This is a genomic window from Roseibium aggregatum, assembly GCF_017309185.1.
In the GTDB taxonomy this organism is placed as follows: domain Bacteria; phylum Pseudomonadota; class Alphaproteobacteria; order Rhizobiales; family Stappiaceae; genus Roseibium; species Roseibium aggregatum_B.
Genome location: NZ_JAEKJZ010000003.1, coordinates 101973 through 126606 on the forward strand (window position 1 = coordinate 101973; position 24634 = coordinate 126606).

The window sequence follows — 24634 nt, forward strand, 5'->3', positions numbered from 1 at the left end:
GTCAGTGCCGCGCCGTGGAAATCCGGGCCGTCTTGCTTTCTCCTCCGCGGGTGCCCCCGGATTGGAAATCAAGGCTTCGCGGTCGAGTAAACAGGACCGCCACCGGCGGTTTCGGCGACATCCAGCAGCACTTCGTCGTTTTCCGATGGGCCCAGTCTGAGGTCCCAGGTGTTGAACTCCGGAATCAGCCTGGCGAGCGGTGCTGGTCTTTCCTCGATAACGGAAAAGTGCCGTGGCGCGAGCCTTCCGATATTTGCAAGAAGAAAGAAATCGGCAAGGCGTGCGTCATAGCGGGCATTCACATAATCGACCTTGCTCGAGAGAAGTTCGCGCTGACCGTCCAGGACGTCCATGAGCGTGCGCTGACCGCTTTCGAATTCGATCTGGAGACCCTTCGCCGCCCGGTCGTTGGCGCCGATCGCACGCTGTCCGGCCTTGGCGCGCAGGCGGGAGGCGGTGCGTTGCGTCATTGCCCGGATAACGTTTTCGCGGATGACCTGCTGGGTGTCGTCGAGTTGGTATTCCTGCTGCTGTGCGGTGAACCGGGCCCGCTTGACCGAGGCTATGTTCCGGCCGCCGGTAAACAACGGGGCGGAGACCCGGAGTCCGACGCGGAAATCTTCCTCGTCCTGATTGTCGAGCGAGTCGCTGAAGCCGGTTTGCCATTCGCTCTCAAGCGAAACGCTGGGCAGCATGTCGCCAACGGATGCGCGTGCGGCGAACCGGGCGGCGCGGGCGTCCGCCGTCGCGGCGCGGATCGACGGGTTGTTCTGAAGGGCTATCGTGATGGCTTCCGAAAGTCCGGCCGGTTCGAGCGCCTTCGGGATACCCGGCCAGCCGAGCTTGCCGGGTTCTTGTCCGGTCAGCCGTTCATATAGCGCTTCGGAAGCTTCCAGGTCGCCTGCCGCCTGATCGCTGTTGCCTTGAGCTTCCGCAAGCCGGGCGAGAGCCTGCTCGATATCGGTGCGGGTCGCGTCGCCGGAGCGGAAGCGCTCGCGCGCGGCGGTTACTTCACGGTGAACAACGTTCGTGTAGGCTCTCAGATGGTTCAGGACGGCACGGTCACGAACGACCCTCAGGTAGGCGTCCGCTGTGTTGTAAAGCAGTGTCTGTTCAGCTCCGATGAGCTGGCTGCGTCCAGAATTGGCTTCCTCGTGTGCCTGGTTCAAACGGTTTACACCGGCAAATCCCTGGAACAGCGTTTGCGAAAGCGACAGATTGAATTCGTGTGTGAACGTCCGGTCCCGGCTGGCGCTTCGGTCGTAGCGATAGGCATTGTGGTCCGCGAGATAGGAACCGGTCACGGTCGGAAGAAATTCCGATCTGGCGGTCCAGATCCCCTGATTGGTCGCCTGATAGCGCGAACGCTCCGCTTTCAGTCCGGGATTGACCGCATATGCGGAAGCCATGGCTTCTTCAAGGGACTGCGCGGCGAGAGGGGTGCAGCAAAGAGAAAGGCTTGTCAGGGAGATGCCTGACAGCAGAACAGTCAAGAAAGTTCGGAACCCGCACATCAGACCAACCCGGGCAATGAAAGGCGCAATTCGCGCGCAAAATTTGTCATGAGACCGAAATTAGAATTTCATGGTTAATCAAATGTAATTTTGGTTACGTTTCGAATTAATTTTATGTGGAACACTTGGAAGGTATTTCCAAATGGACGGCTCGCGAAAATTGCATCTGTAATTTTTCTGAATATCCTTGTTTTTCATTGTCAATATTTACGAGTTCTTCCTCCGTATTGGGGTGATAGTTTAGTTTGTTCTATAGAATTAATTGTATCTTGGTTTGGTGCGTTCAAGTTTTTATCAAGTAAAAAATTTGATACGTTGGGGCATTTTGATCTTGATGCATGGCCGGTTTGAGCGAAACCTGCATCCAATCCTTGGGTGATGCGAAACGCCGTTTTGAGAATCGGTCCGGCCTCTCTTCGGTGTCCGGATCCGCCGTTGCCGTTTCAGGAGGGCGCAATAGCCTCTGGCAGATAATTGTTACAAAAAAGTCTAATCAAATAAGCTCTCAGGCTGTTTCTGCGGAAGGTTTCATAGAGCCTGCCTGTGGGTTTCTGTCGTTCGACGCTCTGTGCTTCTTTCCAAATTTATAAATTAAATCAGATTTTTATGATTGTGCGGGAGGGCGGCTTCCGCTTCAATCTACCGAATGAGGATGAATTAATAAAATTGTATTGATAATATTATCAATGAGGAATTGATTTACTTTCATTAAGGCGCAGGGTACCCACGGGCGAGGCTTTTCCGTGGGAGCGCGGAAAGAGGGTCGGCGGCACCGGCCTGAAAAACGGGTGCTTATCGGAATGAGTTTGAAAGCCAAACCTACGCGTGTCGAAAACGCCTACGAGCGGCTGAAGCGCGAAATCATGTGCGGGGAGTTGCCGGCAGGATATCAGGCGCCGGAACCTGTCGTCGCGGAGCGGCTCGCCATGAGCCGGACGCCTGTTCGGGAGGCTTTGATCCGTCTCGAGGCAGAGAAGCTGGTCACCCTCATTCCACGGCGCGGTGCGAAGGTCTTGCCCATCTGCAGACAGGACCTTTGCGATGTTTGCGATGTCCTTGCCGTTCTGGAGGCGCTTGCCGCGGAAAATGCCGCTCGCGGGGAGCGGGGCGAAGGGCTCTTGCGCGATTCGGAAGATGTCGTCGAAGAACTCGGGACCGGCGTGCCGGGAGACCGGCTGGAAAACCGGGCCGAGCGCGAAGACCGGTTTTTCCGCGCGATTGCCAGGGCCGGCGGCAATCCCAGGCTGGAGGCAGAGATCGGCAGACTGCTCGATCAGATCTTTCGCGCCAGTCTCGTTCTGTTGCACTCAAGCCCCGTCTCCGCTTCGGCCTTCCAGGGGCATCGGAATCTGGTCGAAGCCATCAGGGAGGGGCGGGTGGAGGCGGCCGGCGCTGCTGCGCGATCCCTGCGTGCCGGTGTTCTGGACAGGTTGCTCGAGGCGCTGGACGAAAGCGGCCTGACCGAGGTCTGATGCCACCCGCCACGCAATGGCCTCACCTGATGTCGCGTTCCGGTTCGCCGGCAAGGCGCGTTGGGCGGGACGGCTCGCGGCTTGCCGTTAAGGTTGAAATCAGACGTCAGTTACCGGGCGGGAGCGGGGCCCGTCGACTGGCCGACGATCAGCTCAGCGTCGAGATGCAGGCATTCCGGCTTGCTCGAAGGATCGGCGATTATTTTCAGTAGCAATTCCGCCGCCTTTTGCCCCGCGTAGCGGACGGAAGAGCGTGTACAGGTGAAGATCGGCACCGCGCCGCTGTTCGGCAGGAAGGACAGGGCGTCGTCATGGGTAACGATCGACACGTCCGTTCCCGGTCTCAGGCCGCGCTGCCCCACTGCGCGGGCAACGCCGATCGCCGAGATCATGGAAGACACCAGAAAGGCGGTCGGCGGGTTGTCGCTCTCCAGCAGTTCAAGGGCGCTGTCGCAGCCATAGGGTTCCGTCATGTCGGCTCTGCGCATCAGGGCCGGATCGGGCGTGAGGCCCCTGGTCGCCAGCGCGTCCTCGAACCCGCGCCTGCGCCGGGCTGCGAAATCCATGTGTTCCAGTCCGTTCAGCAAGGCAATCCGGGTGTGGCCCAGGTCCAGGAGCAGGTCGGTTGCCCGCTGGAAGGCGCTGCGGTTGTTCATGTCGATCCAGGATGTCGTTTCTTCCGCGCCCGGAATACGGCCGTGGACGACAAACGGCAGATTGAGTTCCTTCAACAGAAGGTGCCGGGTTTCCTTGACGGCCGGGCCGTGGATGATCACGCCGTCCGCCTTTTTCCGCCGGGCGATCTCCCGGTAGGCGCCTTCCTCCTGGGCATCCTCGACGACGGTTATGATCATGTCGTAGCCATGTTCGGAATAGGTCTCTCCGGCGCCGGCGATGAATTCCAGAAAGATCGGGTTCATCATTTCGTGGATCGAGCGGGGGATGACGTGGCCGATCGCCATGGCGCGGCCCGTCGCAAGCCGTCTTGCCTGGCTGTTGGGCGCATAACCCAGCTTGTCGGCCATTTCGGCGACGCGCTTGCGGGTTTCGGCGCTGACCTCCGGATAGCCGTTCAAGGCACGGCTGACGGTTGTCTGCGACAAATTGAGCTGTTGCGACAGCTCCTTCAAATTGATGCTCTTGCTCATTCCTTGCCCAAAACGCTTTGAAAGCGATCCTCCCGACAGGCTTTGCTGGATTGACAACATTAGTTTCGGAGCTGGACGCTTGACAAGATCGGGGTGTGCCGACATGGTGAGCTCCGAAATCCAAAGCGGTTTGAGCGTCCGCTTCCGGGGGTTTTATCCGCCTTGATCAACGGTCGGGTATTGCTGCCGGACGGCGAGATGTGTCACTTTAAATGAAGTGTCCCGGGACAGGGGCAATCTGGGAGGAGCGACATGAAATCACGTTTGATGGCTTGCACGGCCGGCTTGATGCTGGGTCTTGCCCTCGGCACGGGCGGCGTGGCTGCGCAGAACCTCACATTCGAACCGGGAACGGGCGAGTTCAACTGGGACAGCTACAACGCCTGGAAGGAAAGCGCGCCCGATCTGAGCGGCGAGACCGTCACCATCGCGGGGCCGTGGCTGCAGCCGGAAGACGGCTTTTTCCGGAACGTTCTGGCGTATTTCTCCGCGGCAACCGGCGCGGAGGTGGTCTACACCGGATCAGACTCCTTCGAGCAGCAGATCGTGATCGACGCCGAAGCAGGCGCTGCTCCCAACATTGCCGTCTTTCCGCAGCCGGGCCTTGCCTCGGACATGGCCTCGCGCGGTCTGCTGACGCCGCTGCCGGAGGGCATGGGAGCATGGGTTGCCGACAACTACGGCGCCGGCGAAAGCTGGGTCGACCTCGGCACCTACAAGGATGCCGACGGCAAGGACCAGCTCTTCGGTTTCTTCTACAACGTCAACCTCAAGAGCCTCGTCTGGTACATCCCGGAGAATTTCGAGGATGCCGGGTATGAAGTGCCCTCCACCATGGAAGAGCTGAAGGCGCTGACGGAACAGATTGTCGCCGACGGCGAGACCCCCTGGTGCATCGGTCTGGGGTCCGGATCGGCAACCGGCTGGCCCGCGACCGACTGGGTCGAGGATCTGATGCTGCGCACCCAGCCGGCCGACGTCTACGACAAGTGGGTGTCCAACGAAATCCCGTTCGACGACGAGCGAGTGGTCGCGGCGATCGAGGAATTCGGCTGGTTCGCGCGTGACGACGCGAAAGTGTCGGGCGGGGCCGGGGCCGTCGCCTCGACGGACTTCCGCGACAGCCCGAAAGGCCTGTTCTCCGTGCCGCAGCAATGCTACCTGCACCGTCAGGCCTCCTTCGTGCCGGCCTTTTTCCCGGAAGGCGTCGAATTCGGAACGGATGTCGATTTCTTCTATTTCCCGGCCTATGCGGAAAAGGGGCTCGGCAACCCGGTTCTGGGAGGCGGCACGCTGATGGCGATCACCAAGGCGTCCGACGCGACGTTCGAGCTGATGAAATTCTTCCAGCTACCGATTGCCCACGAGGTGATGATGGCGCAGACCGGCTTCCTGACGCCGCTCAAGACCGCCAACCCCGCCACCTACAAGGACGACACGCTGCGCGGCCAGGGAGAAATCCTCGTCAATGCAAGCACGTTCCGTTTCGACGGCTCCGACCTGATGCCGGGCGCCGTGGGGGCGGGCAGCTTCTGGACAGGCATGGTCGATTATGTCGGGGGCAAGGACGCTCATGAAGTGGCCACCGCCATTCAGAAGAGCTGGGACGCCAACAAGTAATCAAAAGAAGGCCGGTTTCCTTCGGAGGCCGGCCTTTTTCATTTTCCCGGCGGCAGCCGACGCGTAGGATAGCCTCCAGCTGCAGGCTCCCGGACCGGCGGAAGCTTTGCCCAAAAACGCATTAAAACGACTTGGGGACGGAACGGCCATGTTAACGGACAACCCGGCACTCCTGGGCCTCGTGACGATTGTCGTGGGCGTGGGCGTTTGCCTCGGGTATTTCTTCCTGTCCAATCTTGTTCTCGATACGGTGATCTTCCCGGCGAGGGGGCCGAACGCGGGGCGCAACATCAACCGCGCCAACATGGTCCGGCCGTGGCTGTTTCTGTTTCCGGCGGTGTTTTTCCTGGCGCTTTACCTCGCCTACCCGGTCTTCGAAACCCTGCGGTTGTCTCTGACCGACCGTGACCTCGGCGGTGCCTTCGTCGGCCTTGAAAACTACCGGAAGATGGTCGATGAGGCCAAGTTCTGGGAAGCGGTGCGCAACAACATGCTCTGGTTGATTGTCGTACCGGGCGCCTCGACCGCCTTCGGGCTTCTCGTTGCCCAGCTGACCGACCGGATCGGTTGGGGCAATCTCGCCAAGTCGCTGATCTTCATGCCGATGGCGATTTCTTTCGTTGGCGCATCGGTGATCTTCAAGCTGATCTACGATGCGCGGCCGGCGGACCTGAGCCAGATCGGTGTCTTGAACGCGGTCTGGATGAAATTCGATGGCGGTCCAGGGTCGGTGTTCACTCTGCAGATCGTGCCGACGCTGCTGCTTGCCGGTTTCGTGGCGCTCCTTGGTTATATCATCTGGACTTTCATCCGGGATCTCACGGCGGGCGGGCGGAACCGTTCGGTCTTGCTGCTTCCGCTCCAGCTCGCGGTTGCCGCCGGCGGTCTCTGGCTGATCTGGCTGGCGCTGGGCTCCATCGTGAACGTCTGGATCGCGGATCTGCCCTTCGGCGAGCCGCAGACCTGGCTGACGCTTCCGTTCTGGAACAACTTCTTCCTGATGGTCGTTCTGATCTGGATCCAGACCGGGTTCGCCATGGTGATCCTGTCGGCGGCCTTGCGCGGCATTCCGGAGGAAACGATTGAGGCGGCGATCGTCGACGGCGCCAATCCGTTCCAGATCTTCTTCAAGATCAAGGTTCCGCAGATCATGGGCACCATCGTTGTGGTCTGGACCACGATCACGCTGGTCGTGCTGAAGATCTTCGATATCGTCTTCGCCATGACGAACGGCCAGTGGGAAACCCAGGTTCTGGCCAACTACATGTACGACAAGCTGTTCGTCACGAGGGATTGGGGCGTGGGGTCCGCGAGCGCCATCGTCATCATGCTGCTAGTGACACCGATCCTGGTCTGGAACGTCTACAACGCCCGCAAGGAGATGCGCTGATGAACAGGGTCGCGGGCAAGAAGTCCAGTCTGACCTGGGCCGTTCACATCTCCGTCGCGGTGCTTGTTGCGCTGTGGCTGTTCCCGACAGTAGGCCTGTTCGTGTCGTCATTCCGCACGGCCGACCAGATCTCCAATTCGGGCTGGTGGGCATCGCTGTTTGCGGCCGAGCAGACCGAGGTCTACCGGACGAGCGACCCGGACGATACCCGGCAGGCGGACGGAGACATGTACTCGGTCTCCGGCAATATTTTCGGAGGCGCACCGCTGGACATCGGGGCCTGGGGCGTGTCCTCGCGCAATGTTTCCGCCTTCCAGCCGGGCGAAACCGCCGACATGGGCGACGGCGAAAGCCTGACGCTTGCACCCGACGGCAGCTATGTCTGGAAAGGCAACGACAAGCAGCTCTCTGGCCGTGGCCAGCGGATCTTCGTCGTCGCCCTGGTGCCGCCGGAATTCAACCTGGACAACTACCGCACGATCCTGTTTTCCGGGACCGGCCAGGACAATATGGCCAAGGCGTTCTTCAACACGCTGACCGTCACCATTCCAGCGACGATCATCCCGATCGTGGTTGCCGCCTTCGCTGCCTATGCTCTGGCGTGGATGGACTTCCCGGGACGCGCGCTGCTGATTGCGGCTGTCGTCGGCCTGCTCGTGGTACCGCTGCAGCTTGCGCTGATCCCGCTTCTGAAGCTTCACCTGGCGATCGGCATCGGCAAGGGCTACATGGGCGTCTGGCTGGCGCATACCGCCTTCGGCATGCCGCTCGCGATCTACCTTTTGCGCAACTACATGGTCGGTCTGCCCAGGGACATTATCGAAAACGCCAAGGTCGACGGCGCGACCGATTTCCAGATCTTCACGAAGATCATCATTCCGCTGAGTTTTCCCGCGCTTGCGTCCTTCGCGATCTTCCAGTTCCTGTGGACATGGAACGATCTCCTGGTGGCCAAGGTGTTCCTGATCGACTCGTCCGGTTCCACCACGGTGATGACCAACCAGATCGTGGAACTCCTGGGCACGCGCGGCGGCAACTGGGAAATCCTTGCGACCGCTGCTTTCGTTTCCATCGCCGTTCCGCTGGCGGTGTTCTTCGCCATGCAGCGCTATCTGGTCCGCGGACTTCTCGCGGGATCGGTCAAATAACATGAACAAGAACGACAAATACGACAACTGGGGGGAAGGTGCAGCATGGCTTCGTTGTCCCTGAAAAACGTCAGCAAGTCCTACGGCGCCATCGAAGTTCTCAGGAACATCGACCTGGATATCGAGCAAGGCGAGCTGATCGTCTTCGTCGGTCCCTCCGGCTGCGGCAAGTCGACACTTTTGCGCATGATCGCCGGACTTGAAAAGATCACCGGCGGTACGCTGGAAATTGACGGCATGGTCGTCAACGACGTCCCGCCGGCGCAGCGCGGCATCGCGATGGTGTTCCAGTCCTATGCGCTCTATCCGCACATGACGGTCTACGACAACATGGCGTTCGCGTTGAAACTCGCCGGGAAATCCAGCGCCGAAATCGACAAGGCCGTGCAAAGTGCAGCCGAAACGCTGCAGCTCTCGCATTTGCTCGATCGCCTGCCGAAGGCCCTTTCCGGTGGCCAGCGCCAGCGCGTCGCCATCGGCCGTGCCATCGTGCGCGATCCGAAGGTGTTTCTCTTCGACGAGCCGCTGTCCAATCTGGACGCGGCTCTGCGTGTCGCGACTCGAATCGAGATCGCGCAGCTCAAGGAAAGCATGCCGGAAAGCACGATGGTCTACGTCACTCACGATCAGGTCGAGGCAATGACGCTGGCCTCCCGGATCGTCGTGCTGCATGGCGGCGACATCGAGCAATTCGGCGCGCCGCTGGACCTTTACGAACGTCCGGCCAATACGTTCGTCGCCCAGTTCATCGGCTCGCCGGCCATGAATCTTCTGGAGGCGACCGTTACGGCGACAGGGCAGGAGACTTCCCTGCAAATGGCCGACGGCGGCCATGCGACCGTGCCCATCGCCTCCACCGACGGCGACATGGGAGCCCGTGTGAAGCTGGGCGTGCGTCCGGAAGACCTGACGGTCACGGAGGGAGAAGACTATCTGGTTGCCGCCGACGTGGAGATCGTCGAGGCGCTGGGCGAAACGACGGTGCTTTATTTCAAGGCGCAGAACGGCGACCCGTCGCTGATCGCCAAGCTGCCCGGCATCCACCGGATCGCCAAGGGAACAACGGTCCGCCTGACTGCGGTGTCTGAAAAGCTGCACCTGTTTGACGGGGAGGGGCGATCGTTCCTGTACCGGTAGGGTTTCCGTGCGCCTGGTTTGCACCGGTGAGGAAATCTAACAGCCAGTTGAAACAGACCCCAATTTGTCACCCCGGACGGAGCAAAGCGGAGATCCGGGGGCCACTCGCCGATCAGGACATTTTAAAATCTGCCGGATTTCGGGAGGTGTCAGCCAATCGCTCTCTCTGGAAACGAGTGGGCCCCGGGTCGCGCTGCGCTTGCCCGGGGTGACACCGGAGGAGAACCGACTTTTCGACGCTTGCCGGGGCTTCCCCTCAGCCACTTCTCAGTGCTGATGTCCGGCGTGGCTGTGCCGGGTGGCATTGGCGGCTTCCACCTGGACATGCATCTCGATATGGCCGAAGTCGAATTCGATCTCGATCTCGAATTCCTCGCCTTTCTTGAAGGGCTGTTTCAGACCGTTGAGACGCAGGGCAAGTCCGTTCGGGGCGAGGACCAGTTCCTTGCCGGCCTTGACCGGCACGGAAGGCAGGGCGACGAATTCGGTCTCGCCGTCCTTCAACTGAAAGCCGACCAGTTCGACGCTTTCGGCAATGTCAGCCTCCCCGCCGGTGATCTTCACGTCCTTGTCCGATTTGTTCTGGATCTCGACAAAAAGCAGGGCCGATTTGCCGGACGTTGCCTGAATCCAGGCGTGCACCGTCCGGACACCGTCGACGGATGCTTCGTGATGGGAATGGTCGTCTTCGCCGTTCTCGTGGTCATGATCGTCGTGATCTTCAGCGTGGTCGTCGTGATGCTCGTGCTCTTTGTGGGTTTCTTCATGAGCGCTTTCATCGTGATCGTGCTTTTGCAAGGCCAGGACGGGTTGGCAGAGAAGAAACAGGACGGAAAAAACGGCTGCAAACAAACGGATCATCGAATTGCCCTTGCTTGAGTTGTTAGGCTCGCAAATCAGTAATGATATTACGTGACATTGCCATGAAGGCTGGCAGCAGAGCGAGCAGAACCGTCAGGCTGACAAAGGCCGCGATCAGGTGGAATTCGGGCCAGCTCAGGCTTGCCGTTACCAGAATGTCGGTCCGGGCGGTCACGACCGAGGAGATGATGCCGACAGCGACCCAGCCGACGGCCAGTCCGGCGAGAGAGCCGACGAGGATCAGGGTTGCCGCATAGGCCCAGACCACGGCAAAGACAAAGCGGGCGGGTGCGCCGAGCGCGCGAAGCAGCGCCAGACGCCGGGCGAACAGGCGGGAGAGCACGATCAGTCCGGTCAGAACCCCGGCCGTAACCAGAACCTGTGTGAGCACCGCCATGACCGACATGATCTGGCGGACGTCTCCCATCAGGGAATGGAGCTGCGCGAGGACGGCCCCGGGGAAAAACGCCATGGTATCGTCCCGGGTGAATTCCGAGCGCAAGGCGTAATTCGCCCAGAGTTCTTCCGCATGAACGAGGATGGCCGGGGTGCCGGGGAAAAAATCGGGGTCGAAGGGCGGCCCAAGCTGGCCGGAGCGTTCCGGGGCGTGACCGTTGACGAGGCCGTGCACCTCCCAGACGCTTTCGACGGGGACGAGAATCGCCCGGTCCCACGGGCTGCCGGTGGGGGGCAGCTTGCCGACGATCTCGAGTTCGTGTCCCTCGTGAGCGTCGGCCTCAGCCGTGTCTCCCACGCCGTGGGCGGGTACGAACCTGTCTCCAAGCGACAGGTCCACGGCGGAACCGGCGATGGCTTCGGTGCTGGTTTCAAACAGACGCCCACCGGCGAGTCGCCCGGCAAGATGGGTTGCGAAGTCCGAGGTCGTGCCGACGACCGGGGCATCCTTGTAGCTGTCGCCGAAAGCTATGGGGGCGGCGAGCTTGACCTGGTCGTGATTGTAGAGTTCGTCGAAGACCTCGCCACTCAGCAAGGGAACGTCGCTCGGCTGGAGATAGACGGCGGCGAACATCATGGTGATCTCGCTGCCCGGGGCGGCGACAATCAGATCGAATTTTTCCGCCGCGCGGGCGGTTCCTTTCCTGAGCCCGCGTTCCTGGGCGATCAGTCCGACGCCGATGCCGACGGAAATCGCGATCAGAAATACAAAGGTGAGATTGGTCCAGCGGTAGCGCCAGAGCAGGGCGCCGACCAGCGCCAGTGGCCGGAACCCCCACAGGACGAACACGCCGGCAATACCAGCCGGCAGAAGCAGGAGCAAAAGCCAGATGCTGTCCTGGGCCAGGGGCGACAGGTCCTGCCAGCGGTCGAGGAGGAAGTCAGGCAGGGGAAGCCTCCATCGTCAGACGGCCGTCGGTTATGTCCACCACCCGGTCCATGCGTTCAAGAAGATGCAGGTCGTGGCTGACGGCGATGAAAGTCTTTTTTTCCACGCGGGCCAGATCGGTCAGGTCGGTGATCAGGGCGTCCGCCGTTGCGCGATCCAGGCTGGCGGTCGGTTCGTCGGCCAGGATGACCGCGGGGTCATGCGCGAGCGCGCGGGCAATCGCGGTGCGCTGGCGCTCGCCACCGGAAAAACTGTCGACGGTGCGCCTTTCGGCCGGAACGCCGAGTTTTTCAAGAAAGCGCTCAGCCGTCTTTCGGATGGAGCGGCGCTTGCCTGTCTTGTTGAACGCGGTCGCCAGCGTGGCGTTGCCCAATGCACTCAGTTCCTCGAATAGGAGGAAATCCTGGAAGATCAGTCCAATGTTCTCGCGCCTGAACCGGGCGCGCTCGCCGTCGCCAAGGCGGGCCAGGTCGCAGCCCCCCCAATCGACCGAACCGGTCATCTTCGGCTGGAGACCCGCGATGGCATAGAGAAAGGTCGATTTGCCGGCGCCGGAGGGGCCGCGCAGGCCGATGGTCTCGCCAGGGGCCGCGGCGAAATGCTCGCAGGTCAGGAGCACACGGCCGGAAGGGGCGCTCACGGACAGGGCATTGACACGCAGGGGAAGGCTCATGCCGGTCTTTCAGGTGCGTTCATAGACTGAATCGACCAGACGGGCACGGCTCACGAAACCGGTGTCCGGGTCCTTGTAGGTGCCCAGCTCGAGAATGCCTCTGGTGAGGATCTTGCTGTTGAAGGGAACGACGTCGACGGTCCGCTTGGTATAGATCGCCAGAATGTCACGGGGCCATTCGGCCTCGGTCTCGCAGAACGGACAGACGGCCATCGGGATCTTGGTCAGCACGAAAAACCGGCTGTCGGCCTTCAGCGGGGGAGCCATATAGCCGTCGACGGTAATCCGGCTGCCTTCCAGTTTTGCCGCGACGTCGGAAAAGCTGCGGTCCTTGTTGTACAGCGTCCGCAGCTTCAGGGGTTTGTCCGACGCGTTGGCGGAGCCTGGCAGAGCGAGTCCCGCAAGCGGGGCAAGGCCCAGTCCGAAAACAAGCTGTCTGCGGTCCATGGAATCCTCATTATGTTCGCATGTATTCAACTACTATGTATCCGGCAGATATGACATAAAAGAGAAAGGCCCGCACTTGTGCAGGCCTTCCCCGTTCACCTGTCAGTGAGTTCGCTGTAGACGCTTACTTCGCGTTTACGGCGTGGTTCATGACGTGGAAGATCACGTTCTGCTCGATGGTGCCATCAACCAGGTGTGCCCACGGGCCTTTGGCATAGATCGCGACGTCCTCACCGGAATGGGTTTCGGAGGATTTCGGGATCAGGGCCTGCTGGACGTAGTCCAGGTCGGTCGCGGTTTCCTGGTCCACGTCGGGACGGGAACCGGTGTAGTCGTTGGCGCCTTCTTCCTTCTTCAGAACCGAACCGGTGCCGTTCAGGTAGCCGATGATGGTGTAAGGCTTGCCGTCGTCGGCGGTCACCAGTTCGTCGGAGTGCTTGATGCCCTTCTTGGCAACGTCATAGCACAGGCCGAGAATGTTGGAGCCGCGGCCGCAGTAGCCGTTGAAGGCGATTGCGTGTTCGTGGTCGGCGGTGACGATGATGAGCGTGTCTTCGTCGTTGGTCAGCTCGTCGGCCATTTTAACGGCTTCGGCGAAAGCGACACCGTCCGTCAGGGTGCGGGCAGCGTTGCCGTCGTGGTTGGCGTGGTCGACGCGGCCGGCTTCGATTTCAAGGTAGTAGCCGTCTTCGTTCTTGGAGAGGAACTCGATGGCGGCCTTGGTCATGTCGGCCAGCGACGGCTCGTCGTCATCGGCGCGGTCGGCTTCGTATTCCATGTGGCTGTTGTTGAACAGCGCCAGAACCGGAGCGGAGCCGTCGAACTTGACTTCGTTGAAGCCCGCGGTGTCGGTTGCGAACTGGAAGCCCAGGCCGGTGGCGCGGTCAACCAGGTTGACATTGTCCTCGCGACGGCCCTTCAGGCCGCCCATTTCCATGTCCTTCGGCAGGAAGTAACGTCCGCCGCCACCCATGGCGAGGTCGATCGTGCCGGCTTCCATGGCGTCGATGAGCTGGGTCGCGATATCCTTCTGCGCCGTGCAGCCTTCCGGCACGGCGTCTTCCCAGTTGCGGTTGGCGGTCTTGGCATAGACAGCCGCCGGGGTCGCGTGGGTAATGCGGGCGGTGGAGACGACGCCGACGGACTTGCCGGCTTCGGTCATCAGTTCGGAGAACAGGGCCAGCTCGTTGCCTTCGACGGTGGAGCAGTCGCCATGGATTGCGTCTTCGCCAAGGTTGATCAGGTTGAAGCGCTGCTTCACACCGGTGTTCATGGAACCCGCCGTCGGAGCGGAATCCGGGGTCTGGGCGTTGATGTTATAAGTCTTGACCAGTGCGCTGTAGAAGTCCGGGGTCTCGTAAGGCAGAACGTTTTCCTCGCCCATCATGCCTTTCTGCTGACCGTCGAAAAGGCGCGTGGCATAGTTCGTGCCGACACCGTTGCCATCGGCGACGAGCAGGATCACGTTCTTGGCGCGGTTGGTGTTCGGCTGGCGGTCGAGAATTGCCTGAATGGCAGCTTCGCCATCCTTGAACCACTGGCTCGAGGCTTGCGGCAGTGTGTCCTGAGCGAAGGCGGCAGAGCCGGTGAGGGCCAGCGCCAGCGTAGAGCTAACGATCGTTTTCATAACATCTCCGAGTGGTAACGGGGAAAACCCGCCCGTTTCTTAGAAACGCCATGTGACAGTTGGTTGACAGTTTCCGAAATAACTTCAATATGTAATGTAATAACATGACAAAATGGAGAAGATTTTAGTATTCCCAAATAAAAGCCAAATAAAATATTTGCCTGTTATTTCTGGCTGCTTTGTATGTGGGAATTTCATTAGCTGGCATAATGATCCGTTCGTATTGTGAGTTTTGCATATGTAATCGTCGTCTCAATACTAAAGGCGGTTGCTCGCTCACAGGGCGGGCTCAAATTTTCAGCCGATGGTTCGGACTGTCATACGCCTTTCATATGAACGTCTGATAATTTTCATATGAAAATGATTGTGTGGCTTTCAAGTCAGGCTCGTCTGGTTGGCCTCTGACTTGAGCACGTTCTATTGGGAGGCCGGCGGAGGCCGGAACTGACCGCAAAATGTCAGGTCTTTTGCATATGTTTGGTCAGCTGGACATTTCGAAACGGCAGGCCGAAATCACGGATCTCGTGCAAAAAGCGGGCTTCGCCTCGGTCGAGGAACTCGCCGAGCGTTTCGACGTCACGACCCAGACCATTCGCCGCGACGTCAATGGCTTGTGCGAGCTGGGCATCCTCAGACGAACTCATGGCGGCGTGGAGCCCCCGGCGCCGGCGTCGAATATCCATTATTCCACGCGCCAGATCCTCAATCTGCCCGAAAAACAGGTGATTGCGAAGCTGGTCGCCGGCAAGGTCGCCAACAATCAGTCGCTGGCGTTTTCCATCGGCACCACACCGGAAATCGTCATGCAGGCCCTGACGGGCCACGAGAAGCTGGCTGTCTTCACCAACAACCTGAATGTTGCTTTCAGCGCCTCCGCGAACCCGACTTTTCAAGTCACAATCGCAGGCGGTCGCCTGCGTCACGGAGACCGGGATGTTCTGGGCTCGGCGGCACAGTCCTTTTTCTCCAACTACAAGGTCGATATCGGTATTTTTGGTGTTGCCGGCGTCGACGAAGACGGCACCTTGCTCGATTTTCACGAAGACGAGGTCGCGGCGCGCCAGTCGATCCTCGCCAATTGCCGCCAATCCTATCTTGTACTCGATCACAGCAAGTTCGGCCGCGGCGCGCATGTGCGCGGTGGCATGCTGAGAGATGTCGACGCCATTTTCACCGACCGTCCCGTGCCTGATGCCATTCTGGCCAATCTCGAAAACACCCGCACACGGGTCTATGTCGGGGGTGGGGGGTGATGGCGGATGCTTTGTTGGCAAGCGCAGGCAAGCCGATCGAACTGGACGGTGTTTCCCGGGTCTGGGGAGACACGATTGCCGTCGATGCCATGTCCGTCGGGATTGAGGCGGGATCCTTCACCGCCCTTCTGGGACCTTCGGGCTGCGGAAAGTCCACCACGCTGCGCATGATCGCCGGTCTGGAAAGCGTCAGTCAGGGCCGTATCCTGATCGGCGGAGAGGACATTACCGAAAGGACACCGTCCAAGCGGGACCTTTCGATGGTGTTTCAGTCCTATGCGCTGTTTCCTCATTTGAGTGTTGCCGAAAATATCGTCTTCGGTCTCAAGGTGCGCCGCGTCGCCCGCGCGGAGCGGGAGGAGAGGCTGAAAAGAGTGGCGGATCTTCTCGGTCTGTCCGGCATGCTGGAGCGCAAACCCGCGCAGCTGTCCGGTGGCCAGCAGCAGCGGGTCGCGCTTGGCCGGGCGATCATCGCGGAAAAACCGATCTGCCTGATGGACGAGCCGCTGTCCAACCTGGACGCGAAGCTGCGCCACGAAATGCGGGTTGAAATCCGGGCTCTGCAGCGGCAGCTCGGCTTCACCATGGTCTATGTGACGCACGATCAGGTGGAGGCCATCACCATGGCGGACAAGGTGGTGCTCCTGAACAACGGCCGTCTGGAACAGGCGGCGAGCCCGCGCGAACTCTACGAAAGACCGGCAAGCCCTTTCGCCGCGCGTTTTATCGGAACGCCGCCGATGAACCTCTTTCCCGTCAATGCCTTTCGCAAGGTCTGTTCGGCGCCGGACTTTCAGCTCGGCATCCGGCCGGAAGCCCTGCGTCTGGAGAGGGGTGGGCCCGTGTCCGCCTCGATCCGGTCCGTCGAGTATCTCGGCGCCGACATCCTGGCGGACTGCGAAGTCGCGGACACGCCGTTCCAGGTCCGGTTGCCGACAAGCGAGCGGATCATTCCCGGACAGTCGATCGAACTCGGTTTCGAGCTCGACGCGCTTCATGTCTTCGACGCCGATACCGGCCGGCGCCGGGACGATCTTGTCACCGAATTCGGAGCGCGACTGCGCTCCTGACGAACTGCGCGCGCCGCGCAGACCAACCGCAGTAATGCGGACGTTCAAACCTTAGGAAGTAAGCTCATGTTGAAGTCCACTTTCCTGAAAGCCGTTGCTGCGACGGCTCTTTCTTTCAGCACCTGGGCCTCCGCTCAGGCTGTCGATCTGCAATTCTATTTTCCGGTCGCTGTCGGCGGCAAGGCCGCTGAAACGATCCAGGCCCTGACCGACGAATATGTCGCCAACCATCCGGACGTCAAAATCGACGCCGTTTACGCCGGTTCCTATCAGGACACGGTCGCCAAGGCGATCACCGCGTCCCGCGGCGGCAACCCGCCGCAGCTGTCCGTGATCCTGTCGACCGACATGTTCACCCTGATCGATGAAGACCTGATCGAGCCTTTCGACAGCTACCTCTCCACCGAGGAAGACAAGAAATGGCTCGCCGGCTTCTACCCGGCCTTCATGGAAAACAGCCAGACCGGCGGCAAGACCTACGGCATTCCGTTCCAGCGTTCCACACCGGTTCTCTACTGGAACAAGGAAGCCTTCGAAAAAGCCGGCCTCGACCCGGATACCGCTCCGGCGACCTGGGACGAGATGGTTGAATTCGGCAAGAAACTGACCGTCAAGGATGACAGCGGCAACGTCACCCAGTGGGGCGTGCGCATCCCGTCTTCCGGCTTCCCCTACTGGCTGTTCCAGGGCCTGGCCATCGAAAACGGCGCCATCCTGGCCAATGCCGAGGGCAACAAGACCAACTTTGACGATCCGAAAGTTGTCGAAGCTCTGCAGTACCTCGTCGACCTGAGCGTCAAGGACAAGGTCATGGCTCCGGGCATCATCGAATGGGGCTCCACGCCGAAAGCCTTCTTCGAAGGTCAGACGGCCATGATGTGGACCTCCACCGGCAACCTGACCAACGTGCGCGACAACGCTCCGTTCAAGTTCGGCGTCGCCATGCTGCCGGAAAAAGCGCAGCGCGGCGCTCCGACCGGCGGCGGCAACTTCTACCTGTTCAAGGGCGCTTCCGCGGAACAGAACAAGGCGGCCGTCGAATTCGTCCAGTGGATCACCGCTCCGGAACAGTCCGCGAAATGGACCATGGCAACCGGTTACGTCGCACCGCGTCCGGAAACCTGGGACACTGAAACCATGAAGGCTTATGCCGCGGACTTCCCGGCGGTCCTTGTGGCCCGCGACCAGCTCGAATTCGCCAAGGCCGAGCTGTCCACCTATCAGAACCAGCGCGTCACCGGCATCTTCAACGATGCCCTGGCCGCCGCCATCACCGGCTCCAAGGATCCGGCAACGGCGCTGAAGGAAGCTCAGGCACAGGCCGACGGGATCCTGGCCGAGTACCGCTAAGGCACATCTTTTCCGGGGCGCGGGGTTTCTGCCCGCGCCCCGGTCTGTTTTGAAACGTCGAGACTCAGGACTTAAAATCGTGTCCGCAAAGCCGAGCATGACTTCAAGACGTGAATGGATCTATGGCTGGCTGCTTCTGCTGCCCGCGATGGTGCTTCTTTTTGCCTTCACGCATGTGCCCGCGATCACGACCTTACTGAACAGTTTCTTCTCGACACCGCGCGGGCGCCGGGCCGCGAAATTCGTCGGCGTCGAAAACTACGACCGCATGCTGAGCGACCCGGTATTCTGGAAGGTGTTCTGGAACAATGTCTGGTACGCGGTCGGAACGATTCCCGTTTCCATCGCGCTGGCGATCGCAATGGCGCTCTGGGTCAACGACAGGCTCGCCGGCCGGTCCTTCGTGCGCATGGCCTATTTCACGCCGACCGTTCTGCCGCTGATCGCGGTCGCCAACATCTGGCTGTTTTTCTACACGCCCGGCTTCGGCCTGTTCGACCAGATCACCGGGTATCTGTTCGGCTGGCCTTCGAGCAATTACCTCGGAAACACCGACACCGCCCTGGTCGCGGTGATGGTGGTGACAGTCTGGAAGGAGGCCGGGTTTTTCATGATCTTCTATCTGGCGGCCTTGCAGTCCATTCCGCTTTCGCTCAAGGAAGCTGCGCAGATCGAGGGAGCCGGCCGCTGGACCGTCTTCTGGCGGATCACGTTCCCGCTGCTGATGCCCACGACGCTTTTCGTCAGCGTCAACGCGGTGATCAATTCCTTCCGCCTCGTGGACCACATCTTCATCCTGACGGACGGTGGGCCGGACAACGCATCGAAGCTGCTCTTGTTCCTGATTTACGAGGTCGCTTTCCGGCACTGGGAGACCGCCTATGCGGCAAGCCTGACCGTCGCTCTTCTCGTCATATTGTCGTTGCTGGCGATCGGGCAGTTCTACTTCGTGGACCGCAAGGTGCATTACAAATGAACGCGACCTCCTTTTCCTACGACCGGCTCCTGAACACGCTCGGCGCCTGGGTTCTGGCCCTGATGTGGGCGCTGCCGCTGGTCTACGCCGTCTGGACCGCCTTTCATCCGGCTGCCTATGAAGCCAATTTCGATCTGTTCGCGCCCCTGACGCTGGAGAATTTCGCTAAGGCCTGGCAAGCGGCGCCCTTCGCCCGCTACTTTCTGAACACGGTCATCCTGGTGACGATGGTGCTTGCCGGCCAGTTCTTCCTGTGCACGCTGGCGGCCTATTCTTTCGCACGGTTCACGTTTCCCGGCCGCAACATCCTGTTCGCGCTGGTTCTGCTGCAGCTTCTGGTGATGCCGGACATCCTGATCGTGGAGAACTACAAGACGATGCGTCTCCTGGACCTCGTCGACACGATCCCGGCGATCGCGCTGCCCTATGTGGCTTCCGGGTTCGGCATCTTTCTGCTGCGCCAGACCTTCATGACCATCCCGCGCGAGCTGGACGAGGCTGCAAGGATAGAAGGGGCTTCGCCCCTCGGGGTTCTCTGGAAGGTCTATATTCCGCTCGCCAAGCCGACCTATCTCGCCTATGGCCTGATTTCCGTCAGCCACCATTGGAACAACTTCCTCTGGCCGCTGATCGTGACGAATTCGGTGGAAACCCGTCCGGTCACTGTCGGGCTGAACATCTTTTCGGCCATTGACAGCGGCGTCGAGTGGTCGGTGATCAACGCGGCGACCCTGATGACCTCAGGTCCGCTGCTGATCGCCTTTCTCCTGTTTCAGCGACAGTTCGTTCAAAGCTTCATGCGGGCGGGCATCAAGTGAAACCTGGCGTTCTCCACATCGACGCCCGGTATGAGTTTCTACCATCTTAACAGCATTGCCCTACCGATATTATAGACCGTATCCCAAGCCGGTTGGATACGGACGGTGGCCGTGTTAAACCGATTTAAAATTCCCTTGTCGGCGCTGGAGAGCTTACGAGGGTCGAGTGAACCGGAGGATGTTCGTGCCGAAAACGTTTCTTGCCGTTGGCGAATGTATGGTCGAGATGGCGCCGACCGGCGAGGGCACCTATAAAATGGGTTTTGCCGGCGATACGCTCAACACCGCGTGGTATGCCCGCAAATGCCTTCCGGACTCGTGGAGCGTCGGTTACCTGTCGGCGGTCGGACAGGATCAGGTGTCCGGCCGGATGATCGATTTCCTGAAGAGTTCGGGGATCGATACCGGCGAGATGCGCACCCTTGGAGACCGGACGGTCGGGCTTTACCTGATCCAGCTTGAGGGCGGCGAGCGCAGTTTCGCCTATTGGCGCTCCCAGTCGGCGGCCCGTCTTCTGGCGGCGGACCGGGCGCATCTTGAGCAGGCGATGCGCAAGGCCGCTCTGGTCTATTTCAGCGGTATCTCGCTGGCCATCCTGCCGGAAAGCGACCGCAAGGTCTTCCTGGAGTGCCTGAAGATAGCCCGCAGCGGCGGGACGCAGATCGCCTTCGATCCGAACCTGCGCCCGCGCCTTTGGGAAGACGCGGCCACGATGCGGGAGTGCGTTACCGCGGCTGCCGGCCTGTGCGATTTCGTGATGCCCTCCTTCGAAGACGAATTCACGCATTTCAAGGATGCGACACCGCAGGAAAGCGCGGAACGTTATCTTCAGGCCGGCGCGGGCATGGTGGTCGTCAAGAACGGATCCGAGGAGGTCGTCTGGGCATCGGACCGGGACTTCAGGTCGTTTCAGCCCGGCCCGGTGCCGAACGTGGTCGACACCACGGCCGCAGGCGACAGTTTCAATGCGGCGTTTCTGGCGACGTTTCTGGCAGGCGGCGATGTCGTCGCGAGCGTGGAGGCCGGTGCGGCGCTTGCGGGCCGGGTCATACAGCACCGCGGAGCGCTGGTTCCCTGCCTTGAGCCGATCGGCCAGGATTGAACACAATCCGGGAAAACCGGAAACACCGAGAAGTTCAGCTTCCGAGCCGATCGGGAAAAGCCAGGTTCAAGGCATGGCTTCCTGGGCAGCCCGGGCATCTTCCCAAGACGCGAATCGCCGTCCGAATCGCCTGTAACGCCTGCCTTTGGCTCGGCTCGCGGCGCGGAGCCACTGCCCCCGAGCGTTAAGAGGGGTCTCCGTTGAAAGTCCTGAGCGATTTTCTTGTTATGTTATTGTTATTTTTACGTAGCTCTTCCTCTGAATTGATAATACTGAATTATAAAATCAACCTCCGAACCTTGCGAAATTAACCATTCCTTCGCTCGCGAACCGTACGTTAAGGCCGATTTGAAATCGCCTGGGGCAGTTGTTCGTTTGGAGGGAAAATGTTCGCGGGAATGCGTTTGTCGAAGAAAATTCCGGCGCTTGTGGTCGGGACCGCCGCAGTCGTCGGTATCGGTGTCGCTCTGGAGAGCTATTACACTTCTGCTTCCAGCCTCGATGAACTGACAAGGCAACGCCTGATTGCTGCGGCGCACACAGGGGAAGAGCAGTTTCGAACCTATTTCGAGACGATCGAAAGCGAACTTATTCTCGTGGCGGAAAACCCGGGAACCGCATCCGCGGTCAAGGACTTTTCGGCGGCCTGGGACAGCATGGAAGCCTCGGGTCCTGGCGCCATGGAGACCCTGCAGGCTGCGTACATCACGAAAAACCCTCATCCGGTCGGCGAAAAGGATCAGCTCTACAATGCTGACACCGGAACGGACTACGACACAGCCCACTCCGTTTATCACAAATGGTTCCACACGCTCCAGAAGGACCACGGTTATTACGACGTGTTCCTGTTCGATACCAAGGGTAACCTGGTTTATTCGGTGTTCAAGGAAGCGGACTACGCCACGAATTTCCTGACAGGTGGCGGTGAATGGGCGGACAGTGATCTCGGAACGGTTTATCGTGAAGCGCTGGAGATCAAGGAACACAAGGAGGTCGCCTTCAGCGACTTCGCGCCTTACGGACCGAGCGCGGGAGCGGCGGCGAGCTTCATGGCTCACCCGGTTCTCGACAAGGAAGGCGAAACTGTCGGTGTGCTGGCGTTCCAGATGCCTGTGGGAACGATCAACGCGTTCATGCGCCGCAATTTCGGTCTGGGGGAAACCGGTGAGATCCTGTTGGTCGGCGAAGACAGGCTTATGCGCAACGATTCGGAATTTACCAAAGGCGTGGACGATATTCTGGTCACAAAGATCTCAAGCCCGGTTGTCGACAAGGCGTTCCAGGACGGCACCGCCTTCGGCATAGACACCTTGCACCGGAGCGAGAAGCTGGAATTCGATGCCGTGAAATTCGATTATCGCGGCGTACCGTATGTGCTTGTTGCGGCCCAGTCCTACGACGCGGCCGTTGCCCCGATCGTCAAGGCACGCAACAACATGTTCGTCGTTGCACTCGGGCTGCTTGTCATTGCCTCTGTCGCGGCCATTTTCGCTGCGCGCTCGATTACCAGACCGATTGCCAGGCTCGTGGACGCGATGGAGCGTCTTGCCGGTGGCGATACGAAGGTTGAAATCGATGGTGTGGGGCGATCCGACGAAATCGGCGACATGAGCAAAGCAGTCCAGGTCTTCAAGGACAATGCGATCGAGCGCCTGAAGCTTGAACAGCAGGCTCAAAACGAGCGGGACCGCGAACGTCAGCGGCAGATCTTCCTCGAGGACCTAATCAATAGCTTCAAGTCCACGATTTCGACGCGCCTGGCCACTGTCGCGGATCAGATGTCCAGCATGCGCAACTCGGCGGAAACCTTGAACACTCTGGCAAGCGATGCCCAGTCGGAAGCGAATTCGGCCGGAAACGCTTCACGGAGCGCTTCGGAAAACGTGTCGGCGGTTGCCGCCGCGACCGAGGAAATGACGGCCACTGTTCAGGAAATCGCCAATCAGACCGAGGCCACGACGAAAATCGTCAACGAGACCGTCGAGGCGGCGGAGGCGACCAACCGCAACGTGGCCACGCTTTCGGAGGCTGCCGATCATATCGGCAGCGTCGTCAATCTGATCCGGGAAATCGCGGCCCAGACCAACCTCCTGGCCCTGAACGCGACCATCGAGGCCGCCCGGGCGGGCGAGGCCGGGCGCGGCTTCGCGGTCGTCGCGGCGGAGGTCAAGGACCTCGCCGAGCAGACGTCCAAGGCTACCGACGAAATCTCAGGGCGTATCGGCGGTATTCAGACGTCGGTGCGCGATGCAGCTGGCGCGATCGGGCACATTTTCGAAAAAGTCTCCGACATCAAGGCTCTGACGAGTTCCGTGGCCGGGGCCATCGAAGAACAGCGTGCCGCCAACGAGGAAATCGCCCGCTCGGCAAAAATGGCCAGCGACAGCACGGGAGCCGCCGCCGACAACATGAGTTCGGTTTCCGGAGCGGTGCTGCAAACCTCCGACGAAGCCGGATCGGTGAACGCGTCCTCGGATCTTGTTTCCGAAGCCAGCGATCGTCTTGCCGAGGAGGTCGAGCGGTTCCTTCAGGATGTGACCAAGGACGTGGAGGACCGCCGCCACGCCGCGCGCAAGGCCTTTTCGCAGGAAGTGACCGTCAGACTTGAAGACGGCGGGAAGCGGACCGTCGAGTTTATCGACGTGAGCGCCAAAGGCGCGCAGGTCAAGGACATGAAAGACGTTGCCGTCGGCCATAGCCTGGTCTTCGAGCTCATGGATGGAACGCATCTTTCCGGGAAGGTCGTGCGCATGACGGAAGCCGGCTGCGGCGTTGAATTCACGCAGGTCCTGCAAGAGGACCACGCCCTGATCGCCGCCTGACGGCGAGACGTCACCATTCTGGAAAAGGACACCTTCGGGTGTCCTTTTTGTTGCGGCACATGCGGAAACGGGATCCGCTCGCCGGTGCCGGACACCTTGCAGGAACACCACAATGTGATCCCGTTCCGGATCTTTTCGCGGCAGGATGAGCGTTCCTGGAAGAACCAGCCGAAAGCGAAGTCTCATGACCGATACAGCCGACCTGACCATGGACGATGTTCTGCAGATCGACATTGTCTCCGATGTTGTCTGCCCCTGGTGCATCGTCGGCTTCAAGCAGCTTGAACAGGCGATCCGGAAAACGGGGGTTTCTGTCGCGGTCAAATGGCATCCCTTCGAGCTCAATCCCGACATGCCGGAGGAAGGTGAAAACCTGCGTGAGCACATCATGCGCAAATACGGCTCAACCGTCGAGCAGTCCCAGGACGCCCGCAACCGGCTGACGGAACTCGGGGCGGGTCTCGGCTTCGAGTTCCGCTTCACCGATGACATGCGTATGGTGAATACCTTCAAGGCGCACCAGCTCCTGCACTGGGCCGGTCCGCAGGGAAAAGAGCATCTTTTGAAGATGGCTCTGTTCCAGGCTTATTTTCAGGAGCACAGGGATCTCAACGACGTCACGATACTGGCGGATGTCGCCGAAAGTGCCGGGCTTGACCGGGACGGCGCCACGGCGGCGTTGGAAGATGGCCGGTTTGGCGACGCGGTCCGCCGGGAAGAGGCGTTCTGGACCGGCAACGGAATTCACGGCGTGCCCGCGATCGTTTTCGAGCGCGAGCATCTCGTGAGCGGCGCGCAAGGGGTCGAGAACTTCACGAAAATCATCGAACACCTGACGGGCGGCGAGGCGGGCTGACGGTC

General features: G+C 60.2%; 20 protein-coding genes. 13 read left to right on the top strand and 7 right to left on the bottom strand.

The window, feature by feature from the left end; all coding sequences use genetic code 11:
- Nucleotides 1-68 precede the first annotated feature (68 nt).
- Nucleotides 69-1514: a TolC family outer membrane protein gene (locus tag JF539_RS15655; protein WP_207141642.1), complete on the bottom strand. Its 1446-nt coding sequence runs from the start codon at nucleotides 1512-1514 to the stop codon at nucleotides 69-71.
- Between the two features lie 800 nt (nucleotides 1515-2314).
- Here JF539_RS15655 and JF539_RS15660 point away from each other — a divergent pair.
- Nucleotides 2315-2986, top strand: coding sequence for a GntR family transcriptional regulator (locus JF539_RS15660; RefSeq protein WP_207141643.1), 672 nt, complete (start codon nucleotides 2315-2317; stop codon nucleotides 2984-2986).
- A 110-nt stretch (nucleotides 2987-3096) separates the two neighbouring features.
- Here JF539_RS15660 and JF539_RS15665 read toward each other — a convergent pair whose 3' ends face one another.
- Nucleotides 3097-4134, bottom strand: a complete 1038-nt coding sequence (locus JF539_RS15665; protein ID WP_209017348.1) for a LacI family DNA-binding transcriptional regulator — start codon at nucleotides 4132-4134, stop codon at nucleotides 3097-3099.
- A gap of 252 nt (nucleotides 4135-4386) precedes the next feature.
- Here JF539_RS15665 and JF539_RS15670 point away from each other — a divergent pair, with 252 nt between their 5' ends.
- The 4 genes from JF539_RS15670 to JF539_RS15685 all read left to right on the top strand — a co-directional run bounded on the left by JF539_RS15670 (nucleotide 4387) and on the right by JF539_RS15685 (nucleotide 9429).
- Nucleotides 4387-5754 (top strand): ABC transporter substrate-binding protein, encoded by a 1368-nt coding sequence (locus tag JF539_RS15670; RefSeq protein ID WP_207141644.1) that lies wholly within the window; start codon nucleotides 4387-4389, stop codon nucleotides 5752-5754.
- A 148-nt stretch (nucleotides 5755-5902) separates the two neighbouring features.
- Nucleotides 5903-7144 carry a carbohydrate ABC transporter permease gene (locus tag JF539_RS15675; RefSeq protein ID WP_207141645.1) on the top strand — a complete coding sequence of 414 codons (1242 nt, stop codon included), beginning with the start codon at nucleotides 5903-5905 and terminating at the stop codon, nucleotides 7142-7144.
- A complete protein-coding gene (locus JF539_RS15680) occupies nucleotides 7144-8292 on the top strand; it encodes a carbohydrate ABC transporter permease (RefSeq protein WP_207141646.1) in 1149 nt (382 codons plus the stop codon). Before JF539_RS15675 ends, JF539_RS15680 begins: the two co-directional genes overlap by 1 nt.
- 45 nt (nucleotides 8293-8337) lie before the next feature.
- Entirely contained in the window at nucleotides 8338-9429 is a 1092-nt protein-coding gene (locus JF539_RS15685; RefSeq protein WP_207141647.1) for an ABC transporter ATP-binding protein, read from the top strand.
- A gap of 267 nt (nucleotides 9430-9696) precedes the next feature.
- Here the strand turns inward: JF539_RS15685 and JF539_RS15690 are convergent, their stop codons facing one another.
- From JF539_RS15690 to JF539_RS15710, 5 genes are all read right to left on the bottom strand, one after another.
- Nucleotides 9697-10290, bottom strand: coding sequence for a copper chaperone PCu(A)C (locus JF539_RS15690; RefSeq protein WP_207141648.1), 594 nt, complete (start codon nucleotides 10288-10290; stop codon nucleotides 9697-9699).
- 22 nt (nucleotides 10291-10312) lie between these two features.
- Nucleotides 10313-11569: an FtsX-like permease family protein gene (locus tag JF539_RS15695; RefSeq protein ID WP_236042526.1), complete on the bottom strand. Its 1257-nt coding sequence runs from the start codon at nucleotides 11567-11569 to the stop codon at nucleotides 10313-10315.
- A gap of 58 nt (nucleotides 11570-11627) precedes the next feature.
- Complete coding sequence (locus tag JF539_RS15700) at nucleotides 11628-12308, bottom strand: ABC transporter ATP-binding protein (protein ID WP_207141649.1); 681 nt, start codon at nucleotides 12306-12308, stop codon at nucleotides 11628-11630.
- A gap of 9 nt (nucleotides 12309-12317) precedes the next feature.
- Entirely contained in the window at nucleotides 12318-12755 is a 438-nt protein-coding gene (locus JF539_RS15705; protein WP_207141650.1) for a hypothetical protein, read from the bottom strand.
- Nucleotides 12756-12879: 124 nt separating this feature from the next.
- The gene (locus JF539_RS15710; RefSeq protein ID WP_207141651.1) at nucleotides 12880-14382 is read right to left on the bottom strand and encodes an alkaline phosphatase; all 1503 of its coding nucleotides are present in this window, start codon (nucleotides 14380-14382) and stop codon (nucleotides 12880-12882) included.
- 473 nt (nucleotides 14383-14855) lie between these two features.
- Between JF539_RS15710 and JF539_RS15715 the strand changes: the two genes are divergently transcribed.
- From JF539_RS15715 to JF539_RS15750, 8 genes are all read left to right on the top strand, one after another.
- Nucleotides 14856-15635 carry a DeoR/GlpR family DNA-binding transcription regulator gene (locus JF539_RS15715; protein WP_207141652.1) on the top strand — a complete coding sequence of 260 codons (780 nt, stop codon included), beginning with the start codon at nucleotides 14856-14858 and terminating at the stop codon, nucleotides 15633-15635.
- Nucleotides 15635-16705, top strand: coding sequence for an ABC transporter ATP-binding protein (locus JF539_RS15720; protein WP_207141653.1), 1071 nt, complete (start codon nucleotides 15635-15637; stop codon nucleotides 16703-16705). Before JF539_RS15715 ends, JF539_RS15720 begins: the two co-directional genes overlap by 1 nt.
- Nucleotides 16706-16771: 66 nt before the next feature.
- A complete protein-coding gene (locus tag JF539_RS15725) occupies nucleotides 16772-18055 on the top strand; it encodes an ABC transporter substrate-binding protein (RefSeq protein ID WP_207141654.1) in 1284 nt (427 codons plus the stop codon).
- Nucleotides 18056-18152: 97 nt separating this feature from the next.
- Nucleotides 18153-19031: a carbohydrate ABC transporter permease gene (locus JF539_RS15730; RefSeq protein WP_207141655.1), complete on the top strand. Its 879-nt coding sequence runs from the start codon at nucleotides 18153-18155 to the stop codon at nucleotides 19029-19031.
- Nucleotides 19028-19849, top strand: a complete 822-nt coding sequence (locus JF539_RS15735) for a carbohydrate ABC transporter permease (protein ID WP_207141656.1) — start codon at nucleotides 19028-19030, stop codon at nucleotides 19847-19849. The genes JF539_RS15730 and JF539_RS15735 overlap by 4 nt, the downstream gene beginning before the upstream one ends.
- Nucleotides 19850-20027: 178 nt before the next feature.
- A complete protein-coding gene (locus JF539_RS15740) occupies nucleotides 20028-20951 on the top strand; it encodes a sugar kinase (RefSeq protein WP_207142031.1) in 924 nt (307 codons plus the stop codon).
- Nucleotides 20952-21337: 386 nt separating this feature from the next.
- Nucleotides 21338-23773: a methyl-accepting chemotaxis protein gene (locus tag JF539_RS15745; RefSeq protein ID WP_207141657.1), complete on the top strand. Its 2436-nt coding sequence runs from the start codon at nucleotides 21338-21340 to the stop codon at nucleotides 23771-23773.
- A 184-nt stretch (nucleotides 23774-23957) separates the two neighbouring features.
- Complete coding sequence (locus JF539_RS15750; protein ID WP_207141658.1) at nucleotides 23958-24629, top strand: DsbA family oxidoreductase; 672 nt, start codon at nucleotides 23958-23960, stop codon at nucleotides 24627-24629.
- Nucleotides 24630-24634: the final 5 nt, after the last annotated feature.

What these genes read in the sequence shown, in the direction of transcription:
- JF539_RS15670 (WP_207141644.1), top strand. Translation starts at nt 4,387, where the DNA reads ATGAAATCACGTTTGATGGCTTGCACGGCCGGCTTGATGCTGGGTCTT.
- JF539_RS15690 (WP_207141648.1), bottom strand. Translation starts at nt 10,290, where the DNA reads ATGATCCGTTTGTTTGCAGCCGTTTTTTCCGTCCTGTTTCTTCTCTGC.
- JF539_RS15680 (WP_207141646.1), top strand. Translation starts at nt 7,144, where the DNA reads ATGAACAGGGTCGCGGGCAAGAAGTCCAGTCTGACCTGGGCCGTTCAC.
- JF539_RS15730 (WP_207141655.1), top strand. Translation starts at nt 18,153, where the DNA reads ATGACTTCAAGACGTGAATGGATCTATGGCTGGCTGCTTCTGCTGCCC.
- JF539_RS15665 (WP_209017348.1), bottom strand. Translation starts at nt 4,134, where the DNA reads ATGAGCAAGAGCATCAATTTGAAGGAGCTGTCGCAACAGCTCAATTTG.
- JF539_RS15655 (WP_207141642.1), bottom strand. Translation starts at nt 1,514, where the DNA reads ATGTGCGGGTTCCGAACTTTCTTGACTGTTCTGCTGTCAGGCATCTCC.
- JF539_RS15745 (WP_207141657.1), top strand. Translation starts at nt 21,338, where the DNA reads ATGTTCGCGGGAATGCGTTTGTCGAAGAAAATTCCGGCGCTTGTGGTC.
- JF539_RS15720 (WP_207141653.1), top strand. Translation starts at nt 15,635, where the DNA reads ATGGCGGATGCTTTGTTGGCAAGCGCAGGCAAGCCGATCGAACTGGAC.
- JF539_RS15705 (WP_207141650.1), bottom strand. Translation starts at nt 12,755, where the DNA reads ATGGACCGCAGACAGCTTGTTTTCGGACTGGGCCTTGCCCCGCTTGCG.
- JF539_RS15750 (WP_207141658.1), top strand. Translation starts at nt 23,958, where the DNA reads ATGACCGATACAGCCGACCTGACCATGGACGATGTTCTGCAGATCGAC.
- JF539_RS15700 (WP_207141649.1), bottom strand. Translation starts at nt 12,308, where the DNA reads ATGAGCCTTCCCCTGCGTGTCAATGCCCTGTCCGTGAGCGCCCCTTCC.
- JF539_RS15675 (WP_207141645.1), top strand. Translation starts at nt 5,903, where the DNA reads ATGTTAACGGACAACCCGGCACTCCTGGGCCTCGTGACGATTGTCGTG.
- JF539_RS15715 (WP_207141652.1), top strand. Translation starts at nt 14,856, where the DNA reads ATGTTTGGTCAGCTGGACATTTCGAAACGGCAGGCCGAAATCACGGAT.
- JF539_RS15725 (WP_207141654.1), top strand. Translation starts at nt 16,772, where the DNA reads ATGTTGAAGTCCACTTTCCTGAAAGCCGTTGCTGCGACGGCTCTTTCT.
- JF539_RS15710 (WP_207141651.1), bottom strand. Translation starts at nt 14,382, where the DNA reads ATGAAAACGATCGTTAGCTCTACGCTGGCGCTGGCCCTCACCGGCTCT.
- JF539_RS15740 (WP_207142031.1), top strand. Translation starts at nt 20,028, where the DNA reads ATGTTCGTGCCGAAAACGTTTCTTGCCGTTGGCGAATGTATGGTCGAG.
- JF539_RS15735 (WP_207141656.1), top strand. Translation starts at nt 19,028, where the DNA reads ATGAACGCGACCTCCTTTTCCTACGACCGGCTCCTGAACACGCTCGGC.
- JF539_RS15685 (WP_207141647.1), top strand. Translation starts at nt 8,338, where the DNA reads ATGGCTTCGTTGTCCCTGAAAAACGTCAGCAAGTCCTACGGCGCCATC.
- JF539_RS15660 (WP_207141643.1), top strand. Translation starts at nt 2,315, where the DNA reads ATGAGTTTGAAAGCCAAACCTACGCGTGTCGAAAACGCCTACGAGCGG.